Genomic DNA, 22,075 nt, shown 5'->3' on the forward strand with positions numbered 1-22,075 from the left:
GGCAGGCAAAACCTACTGAAAGAATCGGAATTGTCCAGTTCGCCGTCCGCAACCCGGCGAACAAGCCCGACTCAGGCCACGATGTCGCGGAACGTGGCTTCGAGGGTCGCCACAACATGCGCCAGCGCGGGCTCGCCCGATTGGCGGACGTGCCAGGCAAGGCGCAACGGGAAGCCCGCCACCGGAAGCGGCGGCGCGAAGGTCGCAAGCCCCGCATCCCCGTGAAGCGCAAGGCTCGGGCGCGGCAGCATGGCGACGTGGTCCGACGCCCGCAGGATCGGCGGAACGAGGTGGAACGCGGGCACCGTCGCCCCGATCCGGCGGTGCCGCCCCAGAGGCGCCAGATGCGCGTCGAGCGGTGTCCGGCTGTCCCCCCGGCCCGACACGAGCACATGCGGCCAGTCGAGCCAGGCCTCCAGCCCGAAATCCGCCGCCGCGGGGTGATCCCGCCGCATCGCGACGACGTATCGTGCCTTGAGAAGCCGGCGGGTCTCCAGACCGTCCATCGCCGCATCGAAGACCGACAGCGCGAGGTCCGTCTCCCCGTCGTGCAGATCGCGCAGCGCGGCCCCTGCCCCGCGCCAGGGCCGGATCACCACCGAAACGCCCGGTGCCTCCCGCGCGAGCGCGGCCATCAGGGGCCTGAGCAGAAGCGCGGCGGGATCGTCGGCGGCGGTGATCCGGATCGTCCGTTCGATCTCGCGGAGCGCGGGCACCGGCGGGTCGATCAGCGCCGTCACCTCGGCCAGCGCGGATTTCAGCGGTGCGCGCAACGCCTCGGCTCGGGGCGTGCGCCGCATGGTCCCGCGGCCGCGCTCCAGAAGCGGATCCCCGAAGAGGTCGCGACAGCGCTAAAGCGCCGCGGAAACCGCCGGCTGCGACAGGTTCAGGCGCGCGGCCGCCCGGCTGACATGGGCCTCCTCCAGAAGCGCGTCGAGCACGACGAGCAGGTTCAGATCAACTGACCGTAAATTCATACGGTCGATAATGACACATACAAACGATCGCTTGGACAGATTTCTTGGCGATACCCATCCTCCTCCCTGTCTTCCCCCGCGACACAGGAGCCCCGACATGGCCGGCACACGCATCCTCTTCTTCCATTCCGATCCTGCGCGCTCGCGCGTCAACGCCGCCCTCGCCGCCCGGGCGCGCGACCTGCCAGACACCGAGGTCGTCGACATGGCCGCCCGCTACCCGGACGATCGCGTCGATCTCGCCTGGGGCGCGGCGGTCGAGGCGCAGGGTCTCCTCGCCGCCGATCGCATCGTGCTGCAGTTCCCGATCCACTGGTACGCGGGGCCGCCGCTCCTGAAGGCCTGGCAGGACGCGGTGCTCACCCGGATGTACTACATCCATGCCGAAACCGAGGGTGACCGCCTCGCGGGAACGCCCCTGATGATCGCCGCGACCGCGGGCAACGGGCCGACGGCCTACCGGCGCGGCGGGCAGAACGGCTATGCGCTCGACGCGATCCTGACGCCCCTCAAGGCCACCGCCCGTCGGTGCGGCCTGCCGTGGCACCGGCCCTACCTCGTCTACGGTGCCAACCGGATGGACGAGGCCGCGCTCGCGACGGCGGCGACGGGCTACGCCGGGGCGCTCCGGGCCTTCGCCGCGCGGACGGCGCGGACCGCGGCGGTCTGATTTCGTATGACTTCCGCGGAGAGGGAAGCACCATTGCCGCATGCATCACGCGCCATCTGGCGGCCACCGCGCCCGACGCTATGCCGATGCCGCTTGTGGGCGACGCCCGGTGCTACCCAACCGCATCCTCTTCGGGTTCGGCAAGCGCATCGGGCGGGCCCTCCGAAATGTTGCCGTACCGGAACTTCGTAGCCCGGGCGGAGGCCGAAGCGACTGTCGGTCCTGTCATGGATGTTCGTCGCCGACCGATCGAACGGACCTTCGACCGGTTCGCAACACAATTCGTCCGGCATATCCGTCGGGAAGGGAAAGGACAGTGGACCGGACCTCGCAGACGGGTCGGACACGGTACGCGTCGTGCATCCTGCTGTCGGAGGGCTTGCCGAGGGGAAAATGACCGGGGCCGGTCAGGCGGCCCCGGTCGCGGGCATCAGTTCTGCCAGGACTGGATCAGCTCGTCGTAGGAGACGGTGATCGGCTCCTCGTCCTCGTTTTCGAGCTGCGCCTTCGGCGAGCCCTCCTGCGAGAGCCAGAAGTCGGGCTCCTGCTCCTCGTTGAGGACAGGGCCGAGCTCGCCCTGGACGCCGGCGCGCTCGAGGCGCTCCATCACCTGCTCCTGATCGGCGCAGAGCTGGTCGAGGGCCTCCTGCGGGGTCTTGTCGCCCGACATGGCGTCCCCGATGTTCTGCCACCAGAGCTGCGCGAGGCGCGGGTAGTCCGGCACGTTCGTGCCCGTGGGCGACCACTGCACGCGCGCGGGCGAGCGGTAGAATTCCACGAGGCCGCCGAGACGCGGGGCGCGCTCGGTGAAGTGCTCGCTGTCGATGGTCGACTCGCGGATGAACGTCAGGCCCACGTCGGACTTCTTGAGGTCCACCGTCTTCGAGGTGACGAATTGCGCGTAGAGCCAGGCGGCCTTGGCACGGTCGACGGGGGTCGATTCCATCAGCGTCCAGGAGCCGGCGTCCTGGTAGCCGATCTTGGTGCCTTCGGTCCAATAGGCCCCGTGCGGCGAGGGCGCCATCCGCCAGAGCGGCATCCCCTCGTCGTCAAGCACGGCATCGGCCCCGTCACCCACCATGTCGGCGGTGAAGGCGGTGTACCAGAACATCTGCTGCGCGATGTTGCCCTGCGCCGGGATCGGGCCGGCCTCGCCGAAGGTCATGCCGGCGGCGGTGGGCGGCGAGTACTTCTCCAGCCATTCGATCGCCTTCGTCACGGCGTAGACGGCCGCGGGCGAGTTCGTCGCCCCGCCCCGCGCCACGCAGGAGCCGACGGGCTGCGAGTTCTCGTTCACGCGGATGCCCCATTCGTCGACCGGCAGGCCGTTGGGCTCGCCCACGTCTCCCATGCCGGCCATCGACATCCAGGCGTCGGTGTAGCGCCAGCCGAGCGACGGGTCCTTCTTGCCGTAGTCCATGTTGCCGAAGATCTCGCCCTCGATGCCCATGTGGCTGAGGTCGCGGCCGGTGAAGAACTCGGCGATGTCCTCGTAGGCGGACCAGTTGACCGGCACGCCCAGCTCGTAGCCGAACTGCTCCTGGAAATCGGCCATGTTCTTCTCGTCGGTGAACATGTCGTAGCGGAACCAGTAGAGGTTCGCGAACTGCTGCGTCGGCATCTGGTAGAGCTTGCCGTCCGGCCCGGTAGTAAAGCTCAGCCCGATGAAGTCGTCGAGGTCGAGCGTCGGCGAGGTCACGTCGGCCCCCTCGCCCGCCATCCAGTCGGTCAGGTTGCGCACCTGCTGATAGCGCCAGTGGGTGCCGATCAGGTCGCTGTCGTTGACGTAGGCGTCGTAGATGTTCTCGCCCGACTGCATCTGCGTCTGCAGCCGCTCGACCACGTCGCCCTCGCCGATGAGGTCATGGGTGACCTGGATGCCGGTGATCGCCGTGAACGCGGGGGCCAGGACCTGGGCCTCGTACTCGTGCGTGGTGATCGTCTCGGAGACGACGGAGATCTCCATGCCCTGGAAGGGCTGGGCCGCGTCGATGAACCATTGCATCTCGGCTTCCTGCTCCTCGCGCGTGAGGACGGACGTGTCGCCGATCTCCGCGTCGAGGAAGGCCTGCGCGGCCTCCATGTCGGCGAAGGCCGGGCCGGTCAGGCCGAGCGCGAGCGCCGTCGTTGTCATCAGAAATCTGTTCATGTTTTCCTCCCTTTTCGAACAGGTTGCGTGTCACACCCAGCGGAAGACCGCCGCGGCATAGAGGGCGCAGAGCACGAGCGCCTGCCATTGCGGCAGATCGGTCAGCCCGAGCCATGCGAGATTGATGAAGGCGGACCCGAGGAGCGTGATGAAGAGCCGGTCGCCCCTGGTGGTCTCGATCCGGAGGACGCCGCGCCGGGGCGCCTCCGGGTACTTGATCGCCAGCACTGTGAAGGTGAGCAGGATCGCCGCGATGATCGCGAAGAAGGCCGCCGTGGGCCAGGTCCAGGCCATCCAGTCAAGCATTGCGCGTCTCCTTCTCGGAGACGCGCAATGCGCAGCCCCCGGGCCTGACCCGGGGGCCTCCGATCAATGTCGTGTTGTCATTCCCGGTCGCGCCGTCATCGGCGGGCTTGACCCGGCGATCCATCGCTCGACTGGGCAGTGCGCGCGGATGCATGGATTGCCGGGTCGAGCCCGGCAATGACGCCTCAGCTAACGGCAGATGCCGGGCCAGAGGTCGTGCCAGTCGGGGTTGTGGTCCTCGATCAGGGCGATCTTCCAGGCACGTTTCCATTTCTTGAGGGTCTTCTCGCGCTGGATGGCGAGGCGCGGTTCGGACTGTTCTTCGAACAAGACGAGCTTCGTGACGCCGTAGCGCGCCGTGAAGCTGTCGGGTTGCGTCTTCACGCGATGCTCCCGGACGCGGCGGACCAGATCGCCGGTCGCGCCGACATAGAGCGTGCCGTTCTTCTGGCTGGCGAGGATGTATGTCCACATGCGCGGTGCGGGTCCCGAGGTGGATGGCGGGGTCGAGCCCGGCCATGACGCGCAGGGAGAGGTTACCAAACCGTTCCATCACACCCGCCCCAGGGCGAAGCCCTTCGCGATGTAGTTGCGCACGAACCAGATCACCAAGGCGCCCGGCACGATGGTCAGCACGCCCGCCGCCGCCAGCACGCCCCAATCGACGCCCGAGGCCCCGACGGTGCGTGTCATGGTGGCTGCGATCGGCTTCGCGTCGACGCTCGTGAGCGTGCGCGACAGCAGCAGTTCCACCCAAGAGAACATGAAGGCGAAGAAGGCGGCCACGCCGATCCCGCTCGCGATCAGCGGCATGAAGATCTTCACGAAGAACTTCGGGAAGGAATAGCCGTCGATATAGGCCGTTTCGTCGATCTCCTTCGGGACGCCGCGCATGAAACCCTCGAGGATCCAGACCGCCAGCGGCACGTTGAAGAGGCAATGCGCCAGCGCCACCGCGATATGCGTGTCGAAGAGGTTCACGCTCGAATAGAGCTGGAAGAACGGCAGCGCGAAGACGGCGGGAGGGGCCATCCGGTTCGTCAGGAGCCAGAAGAACAGGTGCTTGTCGCCCATGAAGTGATAGCGCGAGAAGGCATAGGCCGCCGGGAGCGCCACGGTCAGCGTGATGACGACGTTCATCGTCACGTAGAGGAGCGAGTTGATGTAGCCCTGATACCACGACGGATCGGTCAGGATCGTCGCGTAGTTCTCCAGCGTCAGGTTGCGCGGCCAGAGCGTGAAGCTGCCGAGGATCTCGGCGTTCGTCTTCAGGCTCATGTTCAGAAGCCAGTAGAGCGGCAGCATCAGGAACAGCAGGTAGAGCGCCATGACGACGGCCGAGCCCTTGACGGGCAGGCGACGGCGCCGCGCGACCGGCGCCTCGGTGACGCGACCCGGGATCGTGGCCGCGCCGGGGGCCTGGGCGGTATCGGTCATGCGTCCCTCTTATCCAGGTTGGTCATCACGGTGTAGAACACCCAGGAGATCAGCAGGATCACCAGGTAGTACATGATCGAGAAGGCGGCGGCGGGGCCGAGGTCGAACTGCCCGAGGGCCATCTTCACGAGGTCGATCGAGAGGAAGGTCGTCGAGTTGCCGGGGCCGCCGCCGGTGACGACGAAGGGCTCGGTGTAGATCATGAAACTGTCCATGAAGCGCAGCAGGATCGCGATCATCAGCACGCCCGCCATCTTCGGCAGCTCGATGTAGCGGAAGACGGCCCAGCGGCTCGCCTGGTCGATCTTGGCCGCCTGGTAGTAGGCATCGGGGATCGACTGCAGCCCGGCATAGGCGAGGAGCGCCACCAGCGACGTCCAGTGCCAGACGTCCATCACGATGACGGTGGCCCAGGCGGCGTAGAAGTTCTGGGTGTAGTTGTACTCGATCCCGATCGCGTCGAGCGTGTGGCCCAGGAGGCCGATGTCGACGCGCCCGAAGATCTGCCAGATGGTGCCGACCACGTTCCACGGGATGAGAAGCGGCAGCGACATCAGAACGAGGCAGAACGAGGCCCAGATGCCGGATTTGGGCATGTTGAGCGCGACGTAGATGCCGAGCGGGATCTCGATCGCGAGGATCAGGCCCGAGAACGCGAGCTGTCGCCAGAGCGCGGCCCACATCCGCTCGGATTCGAGCATGTCCTCGAACCAGGCGATGCCGTTCCAGAAGAAGACGTTGTTCCCGAAGGTGTCCTGCACGGAGTAGTTCACCACCGTCATCAGCGGGATCACCGCCGAGAATGCCACGAGGAGCAGCACCGGCAGGACGAGGAACCACGCCTTCTGATTGACCGTCTTGTTCATGCGGCGGCTCCGTACTTCATGGGTTTGAGAGCGTCATCCTCGGCCGCGATCGGGTCATCCTCGGGCTTGACCCGAGGATCTCTCATCTCCCGATGCGCAACAGCGGCCGAAGATCCCCGGGTCAAGCCCGAGGATGACGGCACGGGGCGCTGCGGGCCCGAGGATGACAGTGTATCCGCACCCCCCCTCATGCCGCGTCCTCCGGCACCACGCGCCAGTCGTCGGCGTAGACGTTCACGCCCTCGGGCGCGAAGGCGACAAGGGTCTCGCCCGCCGGCACGGGCGCCCCCTCGCCCAGGATCGCGTTGACCTCCCGGCCCGCGACCGCGGCGCGCACGATGCGGTGGCGGCCGACGTCCTCGACCCGCGTCACCGTCGCGGGCAGCCCGGCGTCGCCGAGGCGCACGAACTCCGGCCGCACGCCCAGCTCCACCTTGCCCGCGGGCGCACCGAAGCTGCGGCCGAGCGCGATCTCCGTGCCGTTGATCACCGCGCGGTCCCCCCGCACCTCCGCCGGCAGCAGGTTCATCCCCGGCGAACCGATGAAGTAGCCGACGAAGGTATGCTCCGGCCGCTCGAAGAGCTCCTGCGGGGTGCCGATCTGCACGACACGGCCGTCGTGCATGACGACCACCCGGTCCGCGAAGGTCAGCGCCTCGGTCTGGTCGTGAGTGACATAGATCATCGTGTGCCCGAACTCGTGGTGCAGCGACTTCAGCTGCGTCCGAAGCTCCCACTTCATGTGCGGGTCGATCACCGTCAGCGGCTCGTCGAAGAGGAGCGCGTTCACGTCCTCGCGCACCATGCCGCGGCCGAGCGAGATCTTCTGCTTGGCATCCGCCGTCAGCCCCCGCGCCTTGCGGTCGAGCACGTCCTCCATGCCGATCATCGCACCGATCTGCTGCACCCGGCGGGTGATGTATTCGGCATCGGCCCCCCGGTTGCGCAGCGGGAAGGCGAGGTTCTGGCGCACCGTCATCGTGTCGTAGACGACCGGAAACTGGAACACCTGCGCGATGTTGCGCTGCGCCGTGGGCGCATGGGTCACGTCCTCCCCGTCGAAGAGGATGCGGCCCTGGCTCGGCTCCAGGAGGCCCGAGATGATGTTGAGGAGCGTGGACTTGCCGCAGCCCGACGCCCCGAGCAGGGCATAGGCCTCGCCGTCGGCCCAATCGTGGTCGAGCTGCTTGAGCGCGTAGTCCTCCGGCCCTTTCGGTGCCGGGGCGTAGGAATGGGCCAGGTTGTCGAGGGTGATCTTGGCCATTCAGGCGGCCTCCGCATAGGGCGCGGGCGCGACGAGCGTGCCCCCCGCGTCGAAGAGGTAGACATGCGCCGGGTCGAGATAGACCGTCGTGCGCGCCCCCGGTGTCAGCTCCCGCACGCCATGGATCAGGCCGACCCAGCGGTGACCGGCATGGTCGAGGTGCACGAAGGTCTCCGACCCGGTGATCTCGGTCACGGCGAGGTCGCATTCGAAGGCGAGCGCGGTCTCGGTGTGACGGCTGAGGTCGAGGTGATTGGGCCGGAACCCGGCACGATAGGCCCCGTCCGCGGCCCCCGCCGGCGCCGCCGCGCCCTGCCCGTCGCCGTAGTCGACGCGGCCGCCCGCGACCGTCACGTCGAGGAAGTTCATCGGCGGGTCGCTGAAGACCCGCGCCGTCGTGGCGTCCACCGGCTTGCGATAGACCGAGGGCGTCGGCCCGAATTGCGTCACGCGGCCTTCCCAGAGCGTGGCGACGTTGCCGCCGAGCAGAAGCGCCTCCTCCGGCTCGGTGGTGGCGTAGACGAAGATCGAGCCCGCCTCGCGGAAGATGTTGGGGATCTCGGCGCGCAATTCCTCGCGCAGCTTGTAGTCGAGGTTCGCCAGCGGCTCGTCGAGGAGGACGAGCCCCGCATCCTTCACCAGCGCCCGGGCCAGCGCGCAGCGCTGCTGCTGCCCGCCCGACAGCTCCAGCGGCTTGCGGTCGAGGAACGGCGTGAGCCGCATCAGCGCGGCGGCGCGGTCGACGGCCGTGGCGATCTCGTCCTTCGACTTGCCCAGAAGGCGCAGCGGCGAGGCGATGTTCTCGAAGACGGTCATCGAGGGATAGTTGATGAACTGCTGGTAGACCATGGCGACGCCCCGGTCCTGCACCCGCATTCCCGTCACGTCGTCGCCCTGCCAGAGGATGCGCCCCGTCGTGGGCACATCGAGCCCGGCCATGAGCCGCATGAGGGAGGTCTTGCCGGCGAGCGTCGGCCCGAGGAGGACGTTCATCGTCCCCGCCTCCAGCGCGAGATCGGTCGGGTGGATGTGCGTCTGCCCGTCGACCGCGAGCGACACGTTCTCCAATGTGAGCGTCATCTCCCCTCCCCCGTTCCTGCGCGGCGGCCGGCTTCCGCCCCGCCGATGGGGGCGAGGTGCCCGCGGTCGGCCGGTCGCCGCCCCGAGGGTGCACCGAACGCCGCCGGGCGTCCACTGCTTGCGGCACGCGGATCGAGCCTTGTCTTCACGTCTTGTCTCCCTGCGGCCCTCCCGGCCACGCGCCAATCAATGGCAGAAACGATCACGAATGGAAGATAAAAATGTTCGTTTGCGCGCAGTTTTCCGCAAGACATTGATTTCATTGGCTCGCCTTGGGCATCTGGCCCCCGCGGGCGCGGACGGGTAAGCAAGATCATGGTCCAGACGCTTCGAAAACCGGAGATCATCCAGATCGCCCGCCGCGAGGGCAAGGTCACCGTGGAGGGGCTGGTGGCGCATTTCAACGTCACGCCCCAGACCATTCGCCGCGACCTCGCGGAACTGGCCGACTCGGGACAGCTGGAGCGCGTGCACGGCGGTGCGATCCTGCCCTCCTCGACGGTCAACATCGCCTACAACGAGCGGCGGCAGCTCAACCAGACCTCCAAGACCGACATCGCCCGGCGCGTCGCCCCGCTCATCCCCGACGATTGCTCGGTCTTCCTCAACATCGGCACCACGACCGAGGCCGTCGCCAACGAGCTCGTGCATCACTCGGGGCTGATGCTGGTGACGAACAACCTCAACATCGCGGGCATCTTCTCCAACCACCCGAGCAACGAGCTCGTCCTCACCGGCGGCACGCTGCGCAAGTCCGACGGGGGCCTCGTGGGCGGATTCGCGACCGAGACGGTCGAGCGCTTCCGCTTCGATTTCGCCGTCATCGGCTGCTCGGCGCTGCACCCCGGCGGCGACATCCTCGACTTCGACATCCGCGAGGTCGGCGTGAGCCGCGCCATCATCGAGCGCAGCGATTGCGTCATCCTCGCCACCGACCTGTCGAAGCTCGGGCGCAAGGCGCCGATCAAGATTGCCTCGCTGGCCGAGGTCGACATGCTCGCGACCGACGTGGCCCCGCCGGAGGACTACGCCGCCCTCTGCCGCGAGCACGGCACCGAGATCCTGGTCGCGGGCGAGACCTGAGCATTCCGTTCAATCCTCATCGCGCCGGCCAAGATAGGTCTCGAAAGCGTCCTTGAGCGCGCCGCGGAACGACACGGCCAGCTGCGACAGCGGGGTGTTCCGATGCACGATCAGCGCGACGTCGAAAGCGATCGGCGGCTTCAGCGGGCGGAAGTTCAGACCGCCATCTCCGCCATTCAGCTCCCGCCAGGAATGGCGCGCGACCGGATCGACGACGGCAAAGGCAAGCCCCTGCTGGGCGAATCGCAGGAGCGGCAGGAACATCTGCGCCTCGAAGCGGGTATTGAGCCGCGCACCGGCGTCGGACATCAGCTGCATGAGATGGCGTGTGGTATCATGCTCCCCGATCAGATGCGCGACGGGCCGTTCGGCCAACTGCTCGGGCCCGATCGACGTGCAGGCCGCCTCGGGTGCCGAGGCGGGCAATGCGCAGAGACATTCCAGCCGCATCAACTCGGCCGCGACCGGCAGTTGTCCCGCTGCGGCAATGGCCGAGGCATCGCAGAGGCCGATGTCGGCCTGCCCCGCCGCCACCTCGCGCACGACCGTCTCGGACTGGCGCGAGATCAGTCGCATCCGTGCGTCGGGCCGGTCGGCCCCGAACCGCGCCAGGAGGCCCGGCACCATCCAGACCGCCGGCCCGGGCATCGAGGCGACGGTAAGCGTACCCACCTCGCGCTCGCGCATCCGCTTCATGTCGCGGTCGAGCCGGTCGAGCCGCGCCAGGATCTCGCGCAGTTCGCCGTCGAGGTGCCGCGCCTCGGGCACGGGAACGAGCCGGCGCCCCGTGCGCTCGAAAAGCGGCATCCCGTAGGACGCCTCGAGCTTGGCGATGGCCGCCGAGACCGAAGGCTGCGTGCGCCCGAGCGTGCGGGCGGCGCGACTGATGGAACCGGTGGCCATGACCTCCCGGAAGGCGCGGAGCTGGATCAGGTTCACGACGGCTCCTCATAAAAACTATCTATACTTTAAACAGAATTAGCGATTTGTATCTATGTAAATCTCCCCGCACTCTGGTCGGAACGGAGTCCCCCGAGGATCCGTGCGACGAAAAGATGAACAGGGAGCCGACAATGTCCTTCATCCGTACCCTCGGCGCGACCGCCCTCGCGCTCACGCTTGCCGCCCCGGCCATGGCCCAGGCACCGACCTTCTTCCGCATCGGCACCGGCGGGGCCGGCGGCACCTACTTTCCGATCGGCGGCACCATCGCCAACGCCATCTCCGCGCCCCCCGGCTCGCGCCCCTGCGAGGAGGGCGGCCAGTGCGGCGTGCCGGGCCTCGTGGCCATCGCCCAGTCGACGAACGCCTCGGTCGCCAACAACGCGGCGGTGCAGAACGGCTCGCTCGAGGCGGGCATGACCGCCGCCGACGCGCTGCGCGACATGTACCTCGGCGAGGGCAAGTACGAGGGGAATCCCCACGACAAGCTGCGGATCGTCGCCAATCTCTTCCCCGAGGACCTGCACCTCGTCGTGCCTGCCGGATCCGACCTGGCGAGCCTCGGCGACCTCGCCGGCAGACGTGTCGGCATCGCGCAGGCAGGCTCGGGCACGCAGGTCGCGGTGCTTCAGATCCTCGGCACCCAGGGCGTCGACCGCGACAACATGGAAGAGGCGGAGCTCAACAACTCCCAATCGGCGGAACGCCTCGCCGACGGTCAGCTCGACGCCTATTTCTACGCCGCCGGCTGGCCCGTCGCCGCGATGGTGCAACTGGCCTCGACCAAGGGCATGGATCTCTACTCCATGAGCGACGAGGAAGTCGCCGCCGCCTCCGAGGCCGTCCCCGCCTATATCCAGTCGACCATCCCGGGCGGCGTCTACGAAGGTGTCGACGAGGACACGAACACCGTCGCAGTGCCGGCCATGCTCGTCGTCTCCGCCGACCAGCCCGAGGAGCTCGTCTACGAGATCACCAAGGCGCTGTGGAACGACAATTCGCGCAAGCTGCTCGACAACGGCCACGCCAAGGGCAAGCTCATCACCCCCGACACGGCGCTCGACGGCGTCGAGGGTCTCGGCGTGCCGCTGCACCCGGGGGCGGAGCGCTTCTACCGCGAGGCCGGCCTTCTCGAGTGATCCGACACGGGCCGCGGCACCCTCGACGCCGCGGTCCGTCTCCCCGCCGCCCCCGGGCGTTCGCCCCGGGGGCGGTCACACCGCTCCGAACCGGATCGTCTCCGGGCCAGCAGCGGAACGGACGGGCCGCCGACGCCCCGCGATCTTCTCGATCTCGCGCACGGATCCGCTCCGCCGGGACGATCCGAACGCGCCCGATCCCGCCCCATGCAGTGACACCGCAGACGGAGACGTCGACGCCATGACGCAGACCATTCCCCAAGAGGCCGGCGACGACCTCACAGCCGAGGAGCTCGCCGCGATCGAGGCGGAATACGACGAGGTCGCCGCCGCGCGCCCGGTCACGCCGAACCTCGGGCTCCTGCTCAAGATCGTGGCGGTGGTCTTCGCCGTCTATCATTACCTGACCGCGGGGTTCGGGCTGCCGGTCGACTACTGGCACATGGGCTGGCACCTTTCGGGCCTTTTCGTGCTGATCTACGCCTTCTACCCGATCTTCCGCACCCGCACCTCGCACGATCTGCGGCCGGGCGGACTGCGCCCCGGGAACGTGCCGGTCTGGGACTGGACGCTGATGGCGCTCGGCATCGCCTCTGCGCTCTGGCTCGGACTCGCCTGGCAGGGGGTGCCGCTCCTCGACGTCGCAGAGCAGGCCCTGCGGCAGGGCAACCCGAACGCATGGGATCTCTTCTTCGGTGGTCTCCTGATCGTTCTGGTGCTCGACATCGCCCGTCGGACGCTCGGCTTCGTGCTGCCGCTCATCATCTGCGTCTTCATCGGCTACGCGCTCTTCGGGCCCTATATCCCCGTCCAGATCCTGCAGCATCCGGGCGTCGACCTGCGCGCCTTCATCAACAACATGTATTTCCCGGCCGAGGGCATCTTCGGCGTCACGCTCTGGGTCGTCTCGACCATCGTGTTCCACTTCGTCCTCTTCGGGGTCGTCGCGCAACGCACGGGGCTGGGCCAGCTCTTCATCGACAACGCGATGATCCTCGCCGGCAAATACACCGGCGGGCCGGCCAAGGTCTCGGTCATCTCCTCGGCCTTCTTCGGCACGATCTCGGGCTCCTCGGTGGCGAACACGGTCTCGACCGGCTCGCTTACGATCCCGAACATGAAGCGGCTCGGCTATCCGGGCCATTTCGCAGGCGGGGTCGAGGCCGCGGCCTCGGCCGGCGGACAGATCACGCCGCCGATCATGGGCGCGGCGGCCTTCATCATGGCGGAGTTCCTGGAGGTGCCCTACACCACCATCGTCATCGCGGCCGTCTTCCCCGCCCTGCTGCACTACGTCGGCGTCTTCTGCGTGGTGCATTTCATGGCCCGCCGGCTGGGCCTCTCGGGCGCGGACCCGTCGACGCTGCCGCTCCTCAAGGCGGTCTGGAAGGACGGCTGGGCCAATCTCATCCCGCTCGTCGGCCTGCTATGGGTGCTCTTCTCGGGCTACACCCCCTACATGGCCGCCTTCTGCGGCACCTCGCTCCTCGTCTGCGCGGGCGTCGCGCGGCCGCGCAACCCGGTCTCCTGGCTGCCGGCGGCGCTCTTCTCGGCTTTCGTCGTCTGGAAATATCTCAACGGCAGCTTCCTCGGCGATACCGCCACCGTTCTCGTCCTCGGCGCGGTGCTGACGCTGCTGAACCCGCAACGCCCTCTGACCCTGGGCGAGCTGATCGAGGCGACGGCGACGGGCGCGAAATACGCGCTCGCCGTCGGGGCCGCCGCGGCGGCGGTCGGCATCGTCGTCGGCGTCATCAACACGACCGGTGTCGGTTTCCGCGTGGGTTTCATGGTCACGAACGGCGCGACCTCAATCGCCGACGCGATCCTCCCGGTGGTGGGTCTCGGCATGGGATTCGTGGAGATGGCGGACCTGACGCTCTTCGTCAGCCTCGTCCTGATCGCGATGTCCTGCATCCTGATGGGGGCGGGCATCCCCACGACGGCGCTCTACATCATGCTCGTCTCGGTGGCGCAGCCGGCGCTTGCGCAGCTCGGCGTGCCGCCCATCGCGAGCCACATGTTCGTGCTCTACTACGGCGTCGTCTCCGAGATCACGCCGCCGGTCTGCACCTCGGCCTATGCGGCGGCGGCGATCGCCAATTCCAACCCCTTCCGCACCGGCATCTCGGCCTTCACGCTGGGCCTAGGGAAGATCGTGGCCCCCATGGCCTTCGTCTACGCGCCGGTCCTGCTGCTGGTGCCCGGCACGTTCGAGCTCTGGCCCTTCGTCTACACCTCGCTCTCGGCGATCGCGGGGGTCGTCTGCCTCTCGGGAGCGGTCGTCGGCTTCCTCCTCGCGCGGGCGGACCCGGTGTCGCGGATCCTTCTGGCCGTAGCGGGTCTCGTCTTCATCGCGCCGGGCCTCGGGGCGGACATCGTCGCGTGCCTGATCGCGGCCCCGGCGTTCGCGCTGCAACTCCTCGGCCGCCGCCGGGCCGCCGCGGCCTGAGCCCATGCGTCCCGTCACGATCCTCGGAGCCGGCATCGTCGGCGTCTGCTGCGCGCTTACCCTGCGGGAGCGGGGCCACCCCGTCGAGGTCATCGACCGGGCCGATCCGGGCGAAGGGGCGTCGCACGGGAACGCGGGCGTCATCTCGCCCTGGTCCGTCGTGCCACAACCCATGCCCGGAGCCTGGCGCGGGGTGCCCGGCTGGTTGCTCGACCGGGACGGGCCGCTGCGCATCCGGGCGGGGGCCTTGCCCCGCATGGTGCCCTGGGGCCTGCGTTTCCTGCGCAACTGCACCGAGGCCCGCGCCCGCGCCATCAGCCGCACCATGGCCCGCCTCGCCACCGACAATGTACATGCCTACCGTCGCTATCTCGACGGCACGGCCGAACAATCGCTCGTCGCCAACGCGATGTACGTCAACGTTTTCCGCCCGCCCGACCGCGCGGACCTGACCGACCTCGCCTGGCGGCTGCGCGAGGAGATCGGCGCACCGCTCGAGGTGATCGACGCCGCGGCCCTGCGCGCGCTGGAGCCGGCCCTGGCCGACCGCTACCACGCAGCGATCCTCATCAAGGACCAGGCCCGCGCGCGCCATCCCGGGCGGCTGACGAAGGTGCTGGCGGCGAAGGCCCGCGCCCTCGGCGTCCGCTTCCGCAGAGCCGAAGTGACGGCTCTGGCCCGTGCGGGAGCGTCCACCCGGCTCGTGACGCGGGACGGACCGATCGACGCCGAACTTTTGGTGCTCGCCGCGGGCTATCACGCGGCGCGGCTGGCGCAGGGTCTCGGCCTCGGCACGCCACTCATCGCCGAGCGCGGCTATCACGTGGCCTTCCCGAACGCGGGTGTGACGCTCGACAACTCGATCATGGAGATGCGCGCCAAGGTCGTCGCCTCCTCGATGGAAGGCGCGCTCAGGGTCGCCGGCACGGCCGAATTCGCCCCGCCCGACGCTCCGCCTGCCATGGCGCGGGTCGAGGCGCTCACCCGAATCGCACGGGCGATGATGCCTGGACTCGACGTCTCGGGCCGCGACTGGTGGATGGGCATCCGCCCCTCCTTCCCAGACAGCCTGCCGGCGGTCGGCCCGATGCCCGCGCACCCGGGCGTCATCGCCGCCTTCGGGCACAGCCACTACGGCATGATCCTGGCCCCGGGCACCGCCCGTCTCGTCGCCGAGATGATCGCCGGCGCGCCGAACGACCGCACCCTCGCCGCGGCCCTCGACCCGGGGCGCTAGAACTCTTCTGAGGACCCCGAAGCGATCCATTTTGGTTCTGCATCGGTTTCGGCGCGCCGCCCATGCGGCAGCTCGGGCGTCCCGGCGGTGTGTCTGCGCCAACATCGAGACGGCGACGGCTGGCCCCTCGGATTCCGGTGCGACCGGAAGTGACCGGATTCCCCGTAACTCGGTGCGAGTCGCGAAGATTGCGTTGTGCGATTCCGCAGGAGCGGCTATTCCGAAATCGACCACGACGATGGCCGCGTCCTCCCACACGGAGAGACCGCGGCGCTCGACGGGTCGCTGTTCCTTTTTCTGAGTGTGTCCGGTGTCCGTCCCTGCAGGGTCGGACGCCCGGGATATCGCAGACACGCCACGCACCCCATAGAACGGTCCGGGACAGCACAACCGACGTCCCGGACCGCGCCAGAGCCGAGAGAGGACAGAGCAGATGAACACGCCGATCCCGTTCACCCCGCTGAGACAGCAGCGGACCGTCCCCCCGCTCGCCCCGCAGCGACTGGAGACCTACCCGAGCGTCTGGATCCACGGGGCGGGGATGTCGGGTTCCACCTGGCAGAGCATGACCGCCGACCTGCCGCGTGCGCGCACGCCCGACCTGCCCTGGCACGGCGCGGCCGAGCCGGTGCTGCCGCCCCGGGTGGAACGCTTTGCCGATGTGCTGAAACCGGACGTGCCCGAGGGTGCGATCCTCATCGGCCATTCCCTCGGCGGGATGGTCGCGCTGGAGCTGGCCGCGCGGATGCGGCGGCGCATCTCCGCGCTCGTCCTGGTGGAATCCGTGCCGACGGTGCGCGACCGGGCGACGGGCCGCCTCATGGGGCGTCTGGCGATGGGGATGATCGACCTGCTGGGGCCCGAACGGCTCGCGCGGCTCTCGGGCGTGGGCCAGATCCCGGCGACCCGGGCCGAACTGCGCCGGCAGCTGTCGCGTCACGACAGGGCGAGCCTGCGCGCCGCCATGGAGGCCGCGACCGCCTACGACGGGCGCCCGTGCCTGCCGCGGGTCGAGGTGCCGACGCTCGTGGTCATCGGCACCCAGAACAAGGCGACCCACGCCGGCGCGATGACGGCCGCGCGCGGGATCGCCGTGGCCGAGCTGACGGCGATCGAGGGGGGGCATATCCTGAATGTCGACAACCCCCGTTGCCTGCGCAGCGTCATCGACGACTTTCTGATGCGGCGCCTCCGCCCCTATCCATCCGGATCTTCCCGGGTGGGGGAGGCTGACCGTAGGGCGGGCTGAGGGACCTGCTGGTCACTCCAGGTAAGGCAGATTCCATGTTCTTCAGACCCGCCCACCGGGGCTTGCTCGGGCTTGCTCTCCTGATCGCCCTCCTTGCCCCGGCGCTCGCTCCCGCCGCGGATGTCCCCCCGCGGCGGGGCGAGATCGCCCTGAGCTTCGACGACGCCCCGACGGGCGACGGCTCCTTCCTGACGGGCCCCGAGCGCACCGCGCGCCTGATCGCGGGGCTCGAGGCGGCCGGCGTGGAGGAGGCGCTCTTCTTCGTGATGACCGGCGGCCTCGAGACGGCCGAGGACGCCGAACGGCTCCGGGCCTATACCGGCGCGGGCCACGTCCTCGCCAACCACACGCACAGCCACCCCTGGCTGCGCGAGACGGAACCGGCCGACTACCTCGCCGACATCGACGAGGCGGCCCGGATCCTGAGCGATTTCGTGCCCGTCGCCCCGCTCTTCCGGTATCCCTACCTCGACGAGGGCCTGACGCACGGCCGCCACATGGCCGTCCGCTCCGGGCTGCGCGCGCGGGGGCTCGACAACGGCTACGTCACCGTCGACACCTACGACTGGTACATGCAGGCGCTCGCCGGGGGCGCGCGGGATGCCGGGCGCGACCTCGACATGGAGGCGCTGCGCGATGTCTACGTCTCGACCCTGCTCGAGGGCGTGACCTTCTACGACGACGTGGCCCGTCGCCACCTCGGCCGCTCGCCGCGCCATGTCCTGCTGCTGCACGAGAACGACCTCGCCGCGCTCTTCGTCCCCGATCTCGTCGCCGCGCTCCGGGCCGAAGGATGGGAGATCATTCCGGCGCGCGAAGCCTACGACGACCCGATCGCCGAGATCCGGCCCGACACGCTCTTCAACGGGCAGGGCCGCATCGCCGCCATCGCCCACGCCGCCGGCGCGGAGGCCCGCGATCTCGTGCCCCGTGTCGAGGACGAGACCTATCTGCGCGCGCTCTTCGTGGAGCGCGGGCTTCTCTCCGACACGCAAGACCCCGACTGACCCGAAAGGCCCCCATGCATTCCTTCATCAAATGCGCCGCATTGCTGGCCACGGCGACCCTCGGGCTGATGTCCATCGCCGGGCCGGCCAGGAGCGCGCCCGAGACGGCGCTCGCCGAAACGATCGCCCGGCTCGAGGCCGATCTCGACGCGCGCATCGGCCTGCACCTCGAGGACGTCGGGACGGGCTGGACGCTGACCCATCGCGCCGACGAACGTTTCCTGATGGCCAGCACCTTCAAGTCGCTTCTCTGCGGCGCGGTCCTCGCCGGGGTCGACGCGGGCGAGGTCGACCTGGGCGAGACGGTCGAGATCACCTCCGGCGACCTCGTGCCCTACGCGCCCGTCGTCGAGGACGAGGTGGGCAACGCGCTCACCCTGGCGCAGCTCTGCCGCGCGACCCTCGACATGAGCGACAACGCGGCGGCGAACCTGCTGACCCGGCGGCTGGGCGGCCCGGCGGAGGTCACCACCTTCCTGCGCGGCATCGGCGACGCGGTGACCCGCATCGACCGTTGGGAGCCCGACCTCAACACCTTCGCCCCCGGTGACCCCCGCGACACAACGAGCCCCTCCGCCATTGCCGGCAGCTGGAAGGCGCTTCTGCTGGGCGATGCCCTGTCGGTGGCCTCCGCGGCGCGGCTCGAGACCTGGATGGGCGACGGCGGCGTCACCGGCAATCTGCTGCGGGCCTCCACGCCCGCCGACTGGGAGGTGGCCGACAAGTCGGGCGGCGGCCTGCACCACACCCGCAATCTCGTCGCGCTGGTGCGGCCGGAGGGCGGCGAGCCGTGGCTCGTGGCGATCTACCTCTCGGACACGCCCGCCGACTGGGACACCCGCAACGCCGCCATCGCCGAGATCGGGGCCGCCGTGGTGGAGGTGATCGAGGCGCGGTAGGCGCGCCGCGCCGTCCGCCGACCCCGTTGCGACTGTCCGGTATCCGGCCGCGCCCGAACCGCCCCGGCGGTGGCGCGGTCCTTTTGCGCGCGCCCCGGCTTGCGGTCGCCCCCCCGCCTCCGGTTAATGGGGCAAGACGCGCAGGCACGAAGCAGGAGCCGGGGCCATCGCCAACGACGACGACAAGACGCGCCCGCCGGTGGGCGCCCTCCACGCGGGCGACGCCCGCGACATCTTCGCCGCGATCCCGCAGGTGGCCGAGCTGATGCAGCACCGCCCCCGCGCGGGCGAGGACGCGGGCGATTTCCTCGCCCGCCTGCGCAGTTCGACCACCCCCGAGGAGGCCGTGACCTTCACCGCCTTCGCCGCCCTGCCGCAGATGGGCGTCTGGTGGGGCTACGAGGCGCTGCGCTCCATGCCCGACGGGATCGAGCCGCGCGACCACGGGCTGATGAATTTCGTCGCCGCCTGGATCGCCACGCCCTCGACCGACCTGCGCCACCGGATCATGGCGCAGGCGCTCTATGCCCCGGTCCGGTCGCCGGCGGTGATGCTGGGCCTCGCCACCGGCTGGTCCGGCGGCTCCATCGCGCCCAACGACCCGATGCCGGTGCCGCGCTTCCGGGGCCCGCGCTCGCTCAACTCGGCGGTGCTGTCGTGCCTCGCGCGGATGCCCCTCGCCGACCGCTCCGTCCACCTCGCCCGCGTGATCGCGCTGGCCGAGACGCTCTATCGGGGGATGTGAGCCGCGATGAGCCTGACGCTGACGCTCGAAAACGTCGACCAACTCGACGACGGCGGGCCGGTCTCGGTCGCGCTGACGACGCGGCCGCTGCAGGTCGGGCGCGGCGGCGGAATGGACTGGGTGCTGCCCGATCCGACGCGGCACCTGTCGTCGCATCATTTCGACGTGGTGTTCCGCGAGGGGTCGCATTGGCTCGAGGACGTATCGACCAACGGCACCTTCCTGCAGGGGCAGCGCTATCGCCTCGACGGGGCGCACCGGCTGCAGGCGGGCGACCGCTTCCAGGTCGGGCCCTACATCATCGCCGTCTCCCGCACCGAGGTTGGAGGGGCCGCGCCGGGGAGGTCGCCGGGGCCGGCACCGGCGAGTTCCTGGGGCACCGAGGACGACCCCTGGGCGATCGGCGGACCGCTCGATCCGGTCGATCCGCTGCCGCGCGCGAAGGTCGGCCGGCGGGACGATTTCGCCGACGAGTTCCTCGCCCCGCCGAGCTTCGCCGCGCCGCCCGAGCCGGAGCCGGAAACGCCCGCCCCGCCGCCGGAGCCATCCGCCCCGCCCGAGCCGCGCCCGCTGACGGCGGCCCCGCGCCCCGACCCGTCGGCGATGCGCCCGCCCGAACGGTCGCGTGCGCCCGAAACCGCCGAGGAGCCCGCGGCGTCTGCCGTGGTCGCCGCCTTCTGCCAGGGCGCCGGCCTCGATGCGTCGCAGTTCGGCGATGTCGATGCCCTGGCCCTCGTGCGCGAGGCGGGTGCCGCGCTGCGCGGCGTGACGCAGGAGAGCATGGCCCACCTGCGCGCCCGCGCCGCCTTCCGCAAGGAGACGCGGGGCGCGGTGGAACGCACGATGGCGGGTCTCGCCGGCAACCCTCTCAAGACGGCCCCCCTGCCCGAGCGCGCGCTCGAGGAGCTGTTCTTCCGCCCGCGCGCCGGGGCCGCCAAGGGGGCCGAGGCGATGGAAGCGGCCGCCCGCGACCTGCGCCTGCACCACGCGGCGGTCATCGCGGCGCTGCAGCCCGCGCTTGGCGCCGTGCTGCACGACCTGGCCCCCGAGGTGATCGAGAAGGAGGCCGCGGGCGGCCTCCTCTCGGGGCGGCGGGCGAAAGCCTGGGATGCCTTCGTCGAACGCTGGGACGGCAAGGCGGCGACCCATGAGAACGGAATGCTGGACGAGTTCTTCGTCCATCTGTCGCAGGCCTATGCCGAGGCGCTGCGCCGCGCCGAGGCGCCGAGGGAGGAGACCCGAGAATGACGCTGGAGTGGCTGACCGAGCCGATCGACCCCGAGGCACCCTGCGGCCCCGACCTGGAGCGCGGGGACGACGAGGACTTCCTCGATTACTACTACGACGCCGAGGGCCGGCTGCCGACGCGCTACATCACCACCGGGCAGACGCTCGGGCAGGACGGGCGGCCGACCGACCGGCTCTACGACGCGAAGGACGTCGACATCGCCGGCGAGCGGCGGGAGATCGACGCGCTCCTGAAGCGCTCGCGCGATCTGCGGCTGCTGTCGCTGCGCGCCCGCTGGGAGGCGCTGGCCTGGCAGCCGGCGGGGCTGGCGGATGCGGTCGAGGGGATGGCGGCGCTCGTCGCGGCCCACGGCGACGCGGTGCATCCCGCCCTGCCCGACCGCACGCGCGATCGGCGCGCCGCGCTCGAGGCGCTGACGACGCAGGCGCAGCTCATCCAGCCGCTGCACCACTATCCCCTGACCGGCGCGCGCGAGGTGACCTGGCGGCGCTGGCTCGTCTCGCAGGGACGGGTGGAGGCGCGCCCCGGCGAGGAGGAGGTCGACGCCAACGCCATCCTGACGGCGCTCGGCGAGCGGGGGAACGCGGCGCAGGTCGACGCGCTGCAGGCCGATCTGGCGCGGCTGCGCGAGGCGGCGGGGCGGCTGCATCCGACTTTGCTCGCCCCGGTGACCGACCTGCTCGACGGGATGCTCGGCCTCATCGCGCAGGCCCGGCCCGACCTGAAGGCCCCGGAGCCGAAGGCCGAGGCCCCGAAGCCCGAAAAGACGGAAACCCCGGCCCCACCGGCACCGGCCCCCGCCGTCGACGCCACCACGCCCGAGAGCCGCGCGTCGGCCAAGGCGGCGCTCGGCGCGGTCGAGCACTACCTCGCCACGCGGGAGCCCTCCTCGGCGGCGCTCCTTCTGGTGATCCAGGCGCGGCAGCTGATCGGCCGGCCCCTCGTGGAGGCGCTCGACGTGCTCCTTCCGGCCGAGGCGGCGCGCACGACGGTCGATTTCGGCCCGACCCATGGATTCGTCATGTCGATGGACCGTCTGCGGAGCCTGAGCGCCGAGATCCCCGCGCCCGACGAGGGCGAGGCCGGCGGACCTCCGCCGACGGTGGCGACCCGGGGCGAGGCGGCGGGTCAGCTCGCCGCCGTTGCCGCCTTCTTCCGCCGCGCGGAGCCCGCGAGCCCGATCCCCGTGCTGCTCGACCGGGCGCGCACCTGGCTCGAGCGCGATTTCGAGGGATTGCTTGCGGAAATCCTGCCGACGCCCGATGATGCGTAAAGACACAGGACCGCAATAAGACCACGTCTTTGCGTTGACTTACGCGCGGAC

At 69.7% G+C, this 22,075-nt stretch carries 21 protein-coding genes; 11 read left to right on the top strand and 10 right to left on the bottom strand.

What is annotated here, in order from left to right; all coding sequences use genetic code 11:
- Positions 1 to 71: 71 nt before the first annotated feature.
- Positions 72 to 800, bottom strand: coding sequence for a LysR substrate-binding domain-containing protein (locus HSX43_RS15330; RefSeq protein ID WP_235962689.1), 729 nt, complete (start codon positions 798 to 800; stop codon positions 72 to 74).
- Between the two features lie 51 nt (positions 801 to 851).
- The gene (locus HSX43_RS19695; RefSeq protein WP_235962690.1) at positions 852 to 977 is read right to left on the bottom strand and encodes a LysR family transcriptional regulator; all 126 of its coding nucleotides are present in this window, start codon (positions 975 to 977) and stop codon (positions 852 to 854) included.
- Positions 978 to 1,074: 97 nt separating this feature from the next.
- Between HSX43_RS19695 and HSX43_RS15335 the strand changes: the two genes are divergently transcribed.
- Complete coding sequence (locus HSX43_RS15335) at positions 1,075 to 1,647, top strand: NAD(P)H-dependent oxidoreductase (RefSeq protein WP_179381014.1); 573 nt, start codon at positions 1,075 to 1,077, stop codon at positions 1,645 to 1,647.
- Between the two features lie 430 nt (positions 1,648 to 2,077).
- Here the strand turns inward: HSX43_RS15335 and HSX43_RS15340 are convergent, their stop codons facing one another.
- The 7 genes from HSX43_RS15340 to HSX43_RS15370 all read right to left on the bottom strand — a co-directional run bounded on the left by HSX43_RS15340 (position 2,078) and on the right by HSX43_RS15370 (position 8,749).
- The gene (locus tag HSX43_RS15340) at positions 2,078 to 3,796 is read right to left on the bottom strand and encodes an ABC transporter substrate-binding protein (RefSeq protein ID WP_179381015.1); all 1,719 of its coding nucleotides are present in this window, start codon (positions 3,794 to 3,796) and stop codon (positions 2,078 to 2,080) included.
- 30 nt (positions 3,797 to 3,826) lie between these two features.
- Positions 3,827 to 4,102, bottom strand: a complete 276-nt coding sequence (locus HSX43_RS15345) for a DUF2160 domain-containing protein (RefSeq protein ID WP_179381016.1) — start codon at positions 4,100 to 4,102, stop codon at positions 3,827 to 3,829.
- A 189-nt stretch (positions 4,103 to 4,291) separates the two neighbouring features.
- Positions 4,292 to 4,576, bottom strand: coding sequence for a GIY-YIG nuclease family protein (locus tag HSX43_RS15350; protein WP_179381017.1), 285 nt, complete (start codon positions 4,574 to 4,576; stop codon positions 4,292 to 4,294).
- Between the two features lie 78 nt (positions 4,577 to 4,654).
- Positions 4,655 to 5,539 (bottom strand): carbohydrate ABC transporter permease, encoded by an 885-nt coding sequence (locus HSX43_RS15355; RefSeq protein ID WP_179381018.1) that lies wholly within the window; start codon positions 5,537 to 5,539, stop codon positions 4,655 to 4,657.
- Entirely contained in the window at positions 5,536 to 6,405 is an 870-nt protein-coding gene (locus HSX43_RS15360) for a carbohydrate ABC transporter permease (RefSeq protein ID WP_179381019.1), read from the bottom strand. The genes HSX43_RS15355 and HSX43_RS15360 overlap by 4 nt, the downstream gene beginning before the upstream one ends.
- A 187-nt stretch (positions 6,406 to 6,592) precedes the next feature.
- Entirely contained in the window at positions 6,593 to 7,669 is a 1,077-nt protein-coding gene (locus tag HSX43_RS15365) for an ABC transporter ATP-binding protein (protein ID WP_179381020.1), read from the bottom strand.
- Positions 7,670 to 8,749 (bottom strand): ABC transporter ATP-binding protein, encoded by a 1,080-nt coding sequence (locus HSX43_RS15370; RefSeq protein WP_179381021.1) that lies wholly within the window; start codon positions 8,747 to 8,749, stop codon positions 7,670 to 7,672.
- Positions 8,750 to 9,064: 315 nt separating this feature from the next.
- Here HSX43_RS15370 and HSX43_RS15375 point away from each other — a divergent pair, with 315 nt between their 5' ends.
- Positions 9,065 to 9,832 (top strand): DeoR/GlpR family DNA-binding transcription regulator, encoded by a 768-nt coding sequence (locus HSX43_RS15375; RefSeq protein WP_179381022.1) that lies wholly within the window; start codon positions 9,065 to 9,067, stop codon positions 9,830 to 9,832.
- 9 nt (positions 9,833 to 9,841) lie between these two features.
- Here the strand turns inward: HSX43_RS15375 and HSX43_RS15380 are convergent, their stop codons facing one another.
- Positions 9,842 to 10,771, bottom strand: coding sequence for a LysR family transcriptional regulator (locus HSX43_RS15380; RefSeq protein WP_179381023.1), 930 nt, complete (start codon positions 10,769 to 10,771; stop codon positions 9,842 to 9,844).
- A 134-nt stretch (positions 10,772 to 10,905) separates the two neighbouring features.
- Between HSX43_RS15380 and HSX43_RS15385 the strand changes: the two genes are divergently transcribed.
- The 9 genes from HSX43_RS15385 to HSX43_RS15425 all read left to right on the top strand — a co-directional run bounded on the left by HSX43_RS15385 (position 10,906) and on the right by HSX43_RS15425 (position 22,024).
- Positions 10,906 to 11,913 carry a TAXI family TRAP transporter solute-binding subunit gene (locus tag HSX43_RS15385; RefSeq protein WP_179381024.1) on the top strand — a complete coding sequence of 336 codons (1,008 nt, stop codon included), beginning with the start codon at positions 10,906 to 10,908 and terminating at the stop codon, positions 11,911 to 11,913.
- A 241-nt stretch (positions 11,914 to 12,154) separates the two neighbouring features.
- A complete protein-coding gene (locus HSX43_RS15390; RefSeq protein WP_179381025.1) occupies positions 12,155 to 14,365 on the top strand; it encodes a TRAP transporter permease in 2,211 nt (736 codons plus the stop codon).
- Positions 14,366 to 14,369: 4 nt separating this feature from the next.
- The gene (locus HSX43_RS15395; RefSeq protein WP_179381026.1) at positions 14,370 to 15,602 is read left to right on the top strand and encodes an NAD(P)/FAD-dependent oxidoreductase; all 1,233 of its coding nucleotides are present in this window, start codon (positions 14,370 to 14,372) and stop codon (positions 15,600 to 15,602) included.
- 433 nt (positions 15,603 to 16,035) lie between these two features.
- Positions 16,036 to 16,851 (top strand): alpha/beta fold hydrolase, encoded by an 816-nt coding sequence (locus tag HSX43_RS15400; RefSeq protein ID WP_179381027.1) that lies wholly within the window; start codon positions 16,036 to 16,038, stop codon positions 16,849 to 16,851.
- 35 nt (positions 16,852 to 16,886) lie between these two features.
- Positions 16,887 to 17,858: a polysaccharide deacetylase family protein gene (locus tag HSX43_RS15405; protein ID WP_179381028.1), complete on the top strand. Its 972-nt coding sequence runs from the start codon at positions 16,887 to 16,889 to the stop codon at positions 17,856 to 17,858.
- A gap of 14 nt (positions 17,859 to 17,872) precedes the next feature.
- On the top strand, positions 17,873 to 18,757 hold the full coding sequence (gene bla / locus HSX43_RS15410; RefSeq protein WP_179381029.1) for a class A beta-lactamase: 885 nt from the start codon (positions 17,873 to 17,875) through the stop codon (positions 18,755 to 18,757).
- A gap of 199 nt (positions 18,758 to 18,956) precedes the next feature.
- Positions 18,957 to 19,502 (top strand): DUF6931 family protein, encoded by a 546-nt coding sequence (locus tag HSX43_RS15415; RefSeq protein ID WP_328795433.1) that lies wholly within the window; start codon positions 18,957 to 18,959, stop codon positions 19,500 to 19,502.
- A 6-nt stretch (positions 19,503 to 19,508) separates the two neighbouring features.
- A complete protein-coding gene (tagH, locus tag HSX43_RS15420; protein ID WP_179381030.1) occupies positions 19,509 to 20,750 on the top strand; it encodes a type VI secretion system-associated FHA domain protein TagH in 1,242 nt (413 codons plus the stop codon).
- Positions 20,747 to 22,024: a type VI secretion system protein TssA gene (locus HSX43_RS15425; protein ID WP_179381031.1), complete on the top strand. Its 1,278-nt coding sequence runs from the start codon at positions 20,747 to 20,749 to the stop codon at positions 22,022 to 22,024. Before tagH ends, HSX43_RS15425 begins: the two co-directional genes overlap by 4 nt.
- Positions 22,025 to 22,075: the final 51 nt, after the last annotated feature.

Origin of the sequence: Jannaschia marina, from assembly GCF_013404595.1 — a bacterium.
Classification (GTDB): Bacteria; Pseudomonadota; Alphaproteobacteria; order Rhodobacterales; family Rhodobacteraceae; genus Jannaschia; species Jannaschia marina.

What these genes read in the sequence shown, in the direction of transcription:
- HSX43_RS19695 (WP_235962690.1), bottom strand. Translation starts at nt 977, where the DNA reads ATGAATTTACGGTCAGTTGATCTGAACCTGCTCGTCGTGCTCGACGCG.
- HSX43_RS15335 (WP_179381014.1), top strand. Translation starts at nt 1,075, where the DNA reads ATGGCCGGCACACGCATCCTCTTCTTCCATTCCGATCCTGCGCGCTCG.
- HSX43_RS15400 (WP_179381027.1), top strand. Translation starts at nt 16,036, where the DNA reads ATGAACACGCCGATCCCGTTCACCCCGCTGAGACAGCAGCGGACCGTC.
- HSX43_RS15425 (WP_179381031.1), top strand. Translation starts at nt 20,747, where the DNA reads ATGACGCTGGAGTGGCTGACCGAGCCGATCGACCCCGAGGCACCCTGC.
- HSX43_RS15340 (WP_179381015.1), bottom strand. Translation starts at nt 3,796, where the DNA reads ATGAACAGATTTCTGATGACAACGACGGCGCTCGCGCTCGGCCTGACC.
- HSX43_RS15375 (WP_179381022.1), top strand. Translation starts at nt 9,065, where the DNA reads ATGGTCCAGACGCTTCGAAAACCGGAGATCATCCAGATCGCCCGCCGC.
- HSX43_RS15345 (WP_179381016.1), bottom strand. Translation starts at nt 4,102, where the DNA reads ATGCTTGACTGGATGGCCTGGACCTGGCCCACGGCGGCCTTCTTCGCG.
- bla (WP_179381029.1), top strand. Translation starts at nt 17,873, where the DNA reads ATGCATTCCTTCATCAAATGCGCCGCATTGCTGGCCACGGCGACCCTC.
- HSX43_RS15330 (WP_235962689.1), bottom strand. Translation starts at nt 800, where the DNA reads ATGCGGCGCACGCCCCGAGCCGAGGCGTTGCGCGCACCGCTGAAATCC.
- tagH (WP_179381030.1), top strand. Translation starts at nt 19,509, where the DNA reads ATGAGCCTGACGCTGACGCTCGAAAACGTCGACCAACTCGACGACGGC.
- HSX43_RS15350 (WP_179381017.1), bottom strand. Translation starts at nt 4,576, where the DNA reads ATGTGGACATACATCCTCGCCAGCCAGAAGAACGGCACGCTCTATGTC.
- HSX43_RS15355 (WP_179381018.1), bottom strand. Translation starts at nt 5,539, where the DNA reads ATGACCGATACCGCCCAGGCCCCCGGCGCGGCCACGATCCCGGGTCGC.
- HSX43_RS15385 (WP_179381024.1), top strand. Translation starts at nt 10,906, where the DNA reads ATGTCCTTCATCCGTACCCTCGGCGCGACCGCCCTCGCGCTCACGCTT.
- HSX43_RS15395 (WP_179381026.1), top strand. Translation starts at nt 14,370, where the DNA reads ATGCGTCCCGTCACGATCCTCGGAGCCGGCATCGTCGGCGTCTGCTGC.
- HSX43_RS15390 (WP_179381025.1), top strand. Translation starts at nt 12,155, where the DNA reads ATGACGCAGACCATTCCCCAAGAGGCCGGCGACGACCTCACAGCCGAG.
- HSX43_RS15365 (WP_179381020.1), bottom strand. Translation starts at nt 7,669, where the DNA reads ATGGCCAAGATCACCCTCGACAACCTGGCCCATTCCTACGCCCCGGCA.
- HSX43_RS15370 (WP_179381021.1), bottom strand. Translation starts at nt 8,749, where the DNA reads ATGACGCTCACATTGGAGAACGTGTCGCTCGCGGTCGACGGGCAGACG.
- HSX43_RS15405 (WP_179381028.1), top strand. Translation starts at nt 16,887, where the DNA reads ATGTTCTTCAGACCCGCCCACCGGGGCTTGCTCGGGCTTGCTCTCCTG.
- HSX43_RS15360 (WP_179381019.1), bottom strand. Translation starts at nt 6,405, where the DNA reads ATGAACAAGACGGTCAATCAGAAGGCGTGGTTCCTCGTCCTGCCGGTG.